This window comes from Xanthomonas sp. SHU 166 (genome assembly GCF_000364685.1).
In the GTDB taxonomy this organism is placed as follows: Bacteria; Pseudomonadota; Gammaproteobacteria; order Xanthomonadales; family Xanthomonadaceae; genus Xanthomonas_A; species Xanthomonas_A sontii.
On the sequence record NZ_AQOJ01000627.1, the window covers coordinates 1 to 8174 of the forward strand.

The 8174-nt window shown below is 68.6% G+C and carries 7 protein-coding genes; 5 read left to right on the forward strand and 2 right to left on the reverse strand.

Annotated elements, in window-relative coordinates; all coding sequences use genetic code 11:
* Positions 1-227: 227 nt before the first annotated feature.
* Positions 228-1439 (forward strand): D-alanyl-D-alanine carboxypeptidase family protein, encoded by a 1212-nt coding sequence (locus tag D180_RS15235; protein WP_017913472.1) that lies wholly within the window; start codon positions 228-230, stop codon positions 1437-1439.
* Between the two features lie 157 nt (positions 1440-1596).
* On the opposite strand, the gene D180_RS15240 is transcribed toward D180_RS15235, so the two are convergent.
* Positions 1597-2652, reverse strand: coding sequence for a lipid A deacylase LpxR family protein (locus tag D180_RS15240; RefSeq protein WP_017913473.1), 1056 nt, complete (start codon positions 2650-2652; stop codon positions 1597-1599).
* A 352-nt stretch (positions 2653-3004) separates the two neighbouring features.
* On the opposite strand from D180_RS15240, the gene D180_RS15245 reads away from it, so the two are divergent.
* The 4 genes from D180_RS15245 to D180_RS15260 all read left to right on the forward strand — a co-directional run bounded on the left by D180_RS15245 (position 3005) and on the right by D180_RS15260 (position 7406).
* The gene (locus tag D180_RS15245; protein ID WP_017908125.1) at positions 3005-3283 is read left to right on the forward strand and encodes a YbeD family protein; all 279 of its coding nucleotides are present in this window, start codon (positions 3005-3007) and stop codon (positions 3281-3283) included.
* On the forward strand, positions 3271-3978 hold the full coding sequence (gene lipB / locus D180_RS15250) for a lipoyl(octanoyl) transferase LipB (RefSeq protein ID WP_081616506.1): 708 nt from the start codon (positions 3271-3273) through the stop codon (positions 3976-3978). Before D180_RS15245 ends, lipB begins: the two co-directional genes overlap by 13 nt.
* Positions 3979-4000: 22 nt before the next feature.
* Positions 4001-5011, forward strand: coding sequence for a lipoyl synthase (gene lipA, locus D180_RS15255; protein WP_026144004.1), 1011 nt, complete (start codon positions 4001-4003; stop codon positions 5009-5011).
* 217 nt (positions 5012-5228) lie between these two features.
* Entirely contained in the window at positions 5229-7406 is a 2178-nt protein-coding gene (locus tag D180_RS15260) for a carboxy terminal-processing peptidase (protein WP_017913476.1), read from the forward strand.
* A 351-nt stretch (positions 7407-7757) separates the two neighbouring features.
* Here the strand turns inward: D180_RS15260 and D180_RS15265 are convergent.
* On the reverse strand, positions 7758-8174 hold a 417-nt coding region (locus tag D180_RS15265), incomplete at its 5' end, for a sulfite exporter TauE/SafE family protein (RefSeq protein WP_017913477.1).

An 8174-nucleotide genomic window follows, 5' to 3' on the forward strand; every position in this document is an offset into this window, starting at 1 on the left:
GACCATGGGCGCGCCGCGGAACTGGCCACGCGCATCGCCGGTCTCGGTTTCGGCCGGCCGCAGATCGTCAAGGATTGAGGCGGCGTGCCCGCCACGGCGGGCGTTCGGTGCGCCGATGGCTTAACGCCGGTTCGCGCGCGTGCCAGCGCCGCGCCTGCCCGGGCGCCGGCTCGGCCTACAATGTCGCGTTTTCCATCGGCCTTCGGGCCTGCCAGGAGTCGTTTTAGATGAAATTCCGCTTCGCCGTCGCTGCCGTGGCCACGTTCGCCGTCGGCCTGGTTTCCGCGCAGACGCCCGGCCCGGTTCCCGCGCCGCCGGCCGCCGCTGCCGCCGCTCCGGCCACCGTGGCGATCCCGCCCGCGCCCAAGCCGGCCGTCTCCAAGTCCTGGGTGCTGATGGATTACGCCACCGGCCAGGTGCTGGCCGGCGAGAACGAACACGAACGCGTGGCCCCGGCCAGCATCACCAAGGTGATGACCTCGTACGTGATCGCGGCCGAACTGAAGCTGGGCAAGATCACCCGCGACGACCAGGTCATGCTCAGCGAGCGCGCCTGGCGCGAGGGCGGCGCAGGCACCGACGGCAGCTACAGCGGCTTCCCGGTCAACAAGACCGCGCGCCTGGAAGACATGGAAAAGGGCATGGCGATCCAGTCCGGCAACGACGCGGCGATCGCGCTGGCCGAACACACCGCCGGCAGCGAGGAAGCCTTCGCGTCGCTGATGAACGAGTACGCGAAGAAGATCGGCATGACCGGCTCGCACTTCGTCAACGCCCACGGCCTGTCGGCTGACGGCCACTACACCACCGCCTACGACCTGGCGCTGCTGGGCCGGGCGATGGTCCGCGACTATCCGGAAACCTACGCGTACAACAAGATCAAGGAATTCCGCGTCGGCGACATCACCCAGCCCAACCGCAACCTGCTGCTGTGGCGCGACCCCAGCGTGGACGGCATCAAGACCGGCCACACCTCCGAGGCCGGCTACTGCCTGCTCAGCTCGGCCAAGCGCGGCGACCAGCGCCTGATCGCGGTGGTGATGGGCGACAGCTCCGAGAAACAGCGTGCCGAGGACAGCCTGGCGCTGCTGAACTGGGGCTTCCGCTTCTTCGAGACCCACAGCCTGTACGAGCCGGGCAAGCAGGTCGCGCAGCAGCGCGTGTGGAAGGGTACCGAGAAGCAGGTGCTGCTGGGCGTGGCGCAGCCGCTGCTGGTCAGCGTGCCGCGCGGCCGCTACAACGAACTGAAGCCGGCGATCGAAGTGCCCAAGACCCTCGAGGCGCCGATCAAGCAGGGCCAGCAGATCGGCATGGTCAAGGTGAGCCTGGACGGCAAGGTGGTGGCGCAGGCCCCGCTGGTGGCGCTCAAGGCGGTCGACGAGGCCGGTTTCTTCAAGCGCCTGTGGGACAGCTTCTGGATGTGGTGGGAATCCGAATGAGTGTTTGAAAAAAGCCGGCTGACGCCGGCTTTTTTCTTGGGAATGGAGAATGGGGAATAGGGAATGGGTAAAGCGGTGTACTGCCACCTGCCGGTTTGGTGGGGAGATCGGAGGCCCGCTTTTGCCATTCCCCATTCCCCATTCCCCATTCCCAGCCTCAAAGCTTCCGACTCACCGTAAAGCTCCCGAACACCGGCGTCTGCCGCTGCAGGTCGAACTCGCGGGTGCGCCAGTAGCGGGCGAGGGCGAACTTCCATTTGCCGCGCATCACCGCCAGGCCGATGCCGGCGTCGCCGACGAAGGGGCGCTTCTTCACGCTGTGGCTGTCGCGGAAGGTGTTGCCGTCCAGGGTGATGTCGCGCAATACCCAGCGTCCATCGGTGGTCACGAACAGGTGCGCCGACCAGCCGCCGCCGACGCTGTCGGCCGGCGGGGCGACGTTCTCGCCGGCGGGACGCAGCGGCGAACTGCCGAAATCGTCCGGCAGCTTCCAGCCCAGGCGCAGTTCCATGCCGGCATTGGCGTGGGTGTCCAGCGTACCCAGCGCGCCGCCCCAGTGGCTGATCGCGTCCCATCCCCAGCCGTCGCGGCTGCCGTCGCCGGACCAGCGGCGCAGGCGTTCGTGCAGCACGCGGAACACCGGCTCGTCGTGCAACTGGTTGTCCCAGCCCTGGAATTTGGCGTCGCCCAGCAGGGCGTGCACCGCATCCTGCACCTGCTTGCCCTGCGCCGACGGGCCGACCAGGCCCAGGGTGAGTTGCGTGGTGCGCAGGCGCTCGTCGTTGCGCGCGTTGTAGCCGATGTTCATCAGCAACAGGCCGGCGTAGGGCCGGTCGTCCTCGATCAGGTCGCGGCGGGTCTTGTCGGTGGGAGTGAACAACGCCTGCCCGATCGCGAAGGTCATGTTGCGCTGGGTGAAGTCGCTGTTCGGCTGCAGCCAGGTCAGGGCGCGGTTCGCCGCCCGCGCCAGCCGCGGCAGGCAGGGGTCGTCGGTGTAGTCGCGCAGGTTCGGCGAGACGATGATCAGGCCGAACCCATTGGTATAGCCCTGGTCCTGGCCGGCGCCGCCGAACAGGTCGTTGTCGACGCGGACGTTGACCGTGGGCGCGGTCGCTTCCAGGGTGTCGTGTGGGCATTGCGTGGTGGCGGCGACCGGGGCCGAGGCGAAGGCCAGGGCGATGGCCAGCGGGACAAGCGGGCGGGGCGACGGCATGGGCGGCGTCTCTGGTCGGAAAAGGCGTGAGCGGCGATGTCCGCCTGCAGGCAGTCAATGCCGGCGACATCCCGGACCATGAACGCAGCCCGTGCAGTGAAGGATAGGCAAAAGTGCCGTAGCGGACAAATTCGTCCGTTTGGGTTTGTCTGTCCCATTCGCCCTCTTGTCGCGTGAAGGCGATGGTGCGCAATGACCCGTGCAGGGGGGCACCCCACGGCGCGTGGCCGCGCCGCACCGGTGTCTTGCGTGCGGTCGGATCTCCGTGCTGCGCGGCTCCGGGATCCCGGGGCGCTGTCTGCGCACCGCGGCCGGCCTTGGGTTTGCCCGGCGCCGGCCCGATAATGCGGACATGGACATCACTTCCGATAACCCCGATCACGGTTTCCAGTTCCCCGGCGTGTTCGAACTCAGCGCCATGGGCACCGCCAACACCGGCCTGGAGGCCGAACTGCCGCGCCTGCTCGCCGCGGCCGGCGTGGAGGTGATGGAGGAGCGTGTCAGCTGGAAGCATTCGTCCAACGGCAAGTACGTGTCGGTGCGCATCGCCTTCCGTGCCGTGGACCGCGCCCAGTACGACGCCGCGCACCAGGCGCTGCGCGAACACCCGGAAGTGAAGTGGACGCTGTAGCCGGCGACGCGCCATTGGCGCCGGCACTGAGGCTGCCGCCGTGCCGGGTGCGCCAGCTCGGCCGCCAGCCCTACGAGCCGGTGTGGCGGGCGATGCAGCGCTTCACCGATGCGCGCGACGAGGCCACCCCCGACGAACTGTGGGTGGTCGAACACGAGCCGGTGTTCACCCTCGGCCAGGCCGGCAAGCCGGAACACGTGCTGGCGCCCGGCGACATCCCGGTGCTGCAGGTCGATCGCGGCGGCCAGGTCACCTATCACGGCCCCGGCCAGCTGGTGGTATACCCGCTGCTGGACCTGCGCCGCCTGCACATCGGCGTGCGCGACTACGTGTGCCGGATCGAGCAGGCGATCATCGACACCCTCGACGAATGGAACATCCTCGGCGAACGCCGCGACGGCGCGCCGGGCGTCTACGTCGGCGGCGCCAAGGTCGCCGCGCTCGGCATCCGCGTGCGCCGCGGCTGCACCTTCCACGGCCTGTCGTTCAACGTGGCGATGGACCTGGAGCCGTTCCACCGGATCAATCCCTGCGGCTACCAGGGCCTGCAGGTGACCGCGGTGCTAGACTTGGGCGGTCCCTCCGGCATGCAGGCGGTCACTCCGGTCCTGCTGGCCCAACTGGCGCGCCAGTTCGGGCTGACCCTGCAGCCGCTCGACGCCTTGCCCGATCTTTCGCTCACGCACGCGGCCTGACCGCCTGCCCGCCGACCACGCCATGACCCAGCCCAGCGCACGCTCCATTCCCTTGCAGGTCCTTTCCGGCGACAGCGCGCCCGCGCCGCTGCAGACCGGCGTCAAGCAGTTGGGCGGCGACAAGATCGCGCGCTCGCCGGTGCAGTTCGCCGACGCGCCGGTGCTGCGCAAACCGTCGTGGATCCGCGTGCGCATTCCCTCCGGCAATGCGGTGCAGACCCTCAAGGCCAAGCTGCGCGAGAACCGCCTGGTCACCGTCTGCGAAGAGGCCAGCTGCCCGAACATCCACGAGTGCTTCGGCCACGGCACCGCCACCTTCATGATCCTCGGCGAGGTCTGCACCCGCCGCTGCTCGTTCTGCGATGTCGCACACGGCCGGCCCAAGCCGCCGGATGCGGGCGAGCCGGCCAGCCTGGCGCAGACCGTCGCCGACATGGGCCTGAAGTACGTGGTGGTGACCAGCGTCGATCGCGACGACCTGCGCGACGGCGGCGCCCAGCATTTCGCCGACTGCATCGGCGCCATCCGCGTCGCCGCGCCGACTACCCGCATCGAGATCCTGACCCCGGACTTCCGCGGCAAGGGCCGCATGGACCGCGCGCTGGAGATCCTGGCGACCAATCCGCCGGACGTGTTCAACCACAACATCGAGACCGTGCCGGACCTGTACCCGAACGTGCGTCCCGGCGCCGACTACCAGTGGTCGCTGACCCTGCTGAAGAAGTTCAAGGCGCAGCATCCGGCCATCGCCACCAAGTCCGGCATCATGCTCGGCCTGGGCGAGACCCTGGAGCAGGTGCAGGCGACCCTGCGCGACCTGCGTGCGCACGACGTGGACATGGTCACCATCGGCCAGTACCTGCAGCCGACCGCCCATCACCACCCGGTGATGCGCTACTGGACGCCGGACGAATACAAGGCGCTGGAAGAGTACGGCAACGCGCTGGGCTTCAGCCACGTGGCCTCCGGGCCGATGGTGCGTTCGTCCTATCACGCCGATCGCCAGGCGGCTGGCGCCGGCGTCGCCGCCTGATCCGCCTGCGCGCGCATTGCGCATGGCCGCGACGACGCACGTTCGTCGCCGCAAAGCGACCGTCCGCGCGGCTCGCACCGGCAGCGTTCACATTTCTGCGCAAGCCGGCAGCTAGTCTGCTTCATGAACAGGTGACACGGCCTGCAACTTGCGTCACTGTCGTGTTGTCTCACGCGATGTGCTGCCCCCCTGACGGCCTGGTGCCGAGAGTCCCCAGATGAAATTCAAAGCTTCCGCCTTCCTGCTGGCGTTTGCGCTGACCGCACCGCTGGCGCTGTTCGCCCGTACCGATGCGCCCGCCCTGCCGGCCGCTGCCACCGCCGACCAGGCCACCACCGCCAAGCTGGTGTACGGCCTGCTCTCCGACAGCCGCTACGCCTACCGGCCGCGCGCCCTCGACGAGGCGACCTCGAAGGAGGTCTTCAAGAAGTATCTGGAGACCCTGGACGGCAGCAAGCAGTTCTTCACCCAGGCCGACGTCGACAAGTTCGCGAGCTTCCAGAACAACCTCGGTGCCAACATCGCCTCCGGCCAGCTGGAACCGGCGTTCCAGATCTTCGCCGTGTACCGGCAGCGGGTGGACGAGCGCATCGCGTATGCGCGCAAGCTGCTCAAGCAGGACTTCAACTTCGACGGCGACGAGAAGTTCGAGTACGACCGCAAGAACGCGCCGTGGGCCAAGGACGACCAGGAACTGGATGCGCTGTGGCGCAAGTCGGTGATGAACGACTGGCTGCGGCTGAAGCTCGCTGGCAAGAAGCCGGACGACATCCGCAAGACCCTGGACAAGCGCTACGCCAACCTCGACGACTCGGTGAAGGAACTGAAGAGCGAGGACGTGTTCCAGTTCTTCATGAACGCCTACACCAACACGGTCGATCCGCACACCGACTACTTCACCCCGCGCACCGCCGAGAACTTCAACCAGCAGATGTCGCTGTCGCTGGAAGGCATCGGCGCGCAGCTGCAGAAGCAGGACGACCTGGTGGTGATCCGCGAGGTGATCCCGGGCGGTCCGGCCGCGCTGGACGGCACGCTCAAGCCGGGCGACCGCATCGTCGGCGTCGGCCAGGGCAAGAGCGGTCCGGTCGAGGACGTGATCGGCTGGCGCATCGACGACGTGGTCGCCAAGATCCGCGGCGACAAGGACACCCAGGTGCGCCTGGAGTACATCCCCGCCGAAGCCGGCGTGGACGGCAAGCATCGCCAGGTGCTGCTGACCCGGCAGAAGGTGCGCCTGGCCGAACAGGCCGCCAAGGGCGAGACCATCGAGCTGCCGGCCAAGGACGGCGAGCCGGCGCGGCGCATCGGCGTGATCAAGCTGCCGGCGTTCTACCAGGACTTCGAAGGCCGCCGCCGCAACGCCAAGGACTATGCCTCGGCGACCCGCGACGTGGCCAAGCTGCTGGCCGGGTTCAAGACCGACAAGGTCGACGGCGTGGTGCTGGACCTGCGCAACAACGGCGGCGGTTCGCTGGACGAGGCGATCGAGCTGACCGGCCTGTTCATCGAGCAGGGCCCGGTGGTGCAGGTGCGCGAATCCGGCGGCCGCGTCACCGTCAACAGCGACCAGAACCCGGCCGTGGCCTGGGACGGCCCGCTGGCGGTGCTGATCAACCGCGGCTCGGCCTCGGCGTCGGAGATCTTCGCCGGCGCCATCCAGGATTACGGCCGCGGCCTGATCATCGGCGAGACCAGCTTCGGCAAGGGCACGGTGCAGAACATCGTCGACCTGGACCGCTGGCCGGCCAACGAGACCGACCGCTTCGGCCAGGTCAAGCTGACCATCGCCCAGTTCTTCCGCGTCAGCGGCAGCAGCACCCAGCACAAGGGCGTGGTGCCGGACATCGCCTTCCCGGCCAGCGTCGATGCCACCGAGTTCGGCGAAAGCACCTACGACAACGCCCTGCCGTGGAGCCGCATCGCCGCGGTGCCGCACACCCAGTACGGCAATTTCGCGCCGCTGCTGCCCAAGCTGGAGGCGCTGCACGCCACGCGCATCGCCAACGACAAGGAATTCCAGTGGTGGGAAGAGGACGTGCGCCAGTTCCGCACCGAGGCGGCGAAGAAGTACGTGGTGCTCAACGAGGCCGAGCGCCGCGCCGAGCGTGAGAAGCAGGACGCGCAGCGCAAGCAGCGCCAGGAGATCCGCAAGCAGCTCGGCCTGCCGCTGGATCCGCTGGCCGACGACAGCAGCGACGACGGCCTGACCGGCAACGAGCGCGACATCGTCAAGGACGCCGCGCGCGAAAAGCTGGTCGACAAGCGCCCGGATCCGCTGCTGCGCGAATCGGCCTCGATCCTGAGCGATGCGGTCAACCTGCTGGAGAAGGACCGTCCGCTGTCGGTGCAGGTGCTGCCGCAGTCCACCGGCCCGGGGCGTTGGGCCGACTGAGCCCGCGCGCTAGCGTCGCGCGAAACACCGAACGCGCCATCGCCCAGCGGTGGCGCGTTTTTTGTGGAAGCGGCTTCATGGCATCTCTCGCAAGCTGTTTCCGCCACGCGCAGGCGGATTCTGCTTGTCCGGTAGGAGGGTAATTTCGCGATCAGGTTGCTCCCACATCCCGCGTCGTCGCGACGACGCGGCCATGGGCGCGCGCAATCGCGGCCCTTCGGGTTGGGCCTGGCAGGCGCGCGGCCGGCGCCGCGCTGCTTGACCTAACGGCCAGTCAGGCGCTGCGCCACGCAACGCCGGCCGCGCGCCTGCCAGACCCAACGCGGCATACTCGGGAATTGATGACACGCCCTAGCCCAGCGCCTGCCACACCTGGTGCAGGCCCAGTGCCAGCAAGGTCAGGAAGAACACGCGGCGGAACGCACTGGCGGAGATGCGTTGGCGCAGCCGCGTTCCGAGCCACATGCCCACGGCAGTGGGCAGCAGCGCCAGCAACGACGGACCCAGCGCCTGGGTGGGGAAGGCCCCGTGCGCGACGAGGGCTGCGGCCAGCGCAAGCGTGGCCGCGGCGAAGCAACTGCCGAGCGCGCGCATCAGCGCCTCCCGCGGCAGATCCAGCGCCACCAGGTAGGGCAGCACCGGCAACACGAACACGCCGGTGGCGCCGGTCAGCAATCCGGTCGCCAGGCCCACGGGTGGCCCAGCCCAGCGCGCCTGCGAGGGCGACAGGCGTGCCTGCCACTGGCTCAGGCCGAGCACGGCGTACAG

Bases quoted from the DNA above. Each gene is read 5' to 3' on its own strand.
- D180_RS15235 (WP_017913472.1), top strand. From the start codon at position 228: ATGAAATTCCGCTTCGCCGTCGCTGCCGTGGCCACGTTCGCCGTCGGC.
- D180_RS15240 (WP_017913473.1), bottom strand. From the start codon at position 2,652: ATGCCGTCGCCCCGCCCGCTTGTCCCGCTGGCCATCGCCCTGGCCTTC.
- D180_RS15245 (WP_017908125.1), top strand. From the start codon at position 3,005: ATGGACATCACTTCCGATAACCCCGATCACGGTTTCCAGTTCCCCGGC.
- lipA (WP_026144004.1), top strand. From the start codon at position 4,001: ATGACCCAGCCCAGCGCACGCTCCATTCCCTTGCAGGTCCTTTCCGGC.
- D180_RS15260 (WP_017913476.1), top strand. From the start codon at position 5,229: ATGAAATTCAAAGCTTCCGCCTTCCTGCTGGCGTTTGCGCTGACCGCA.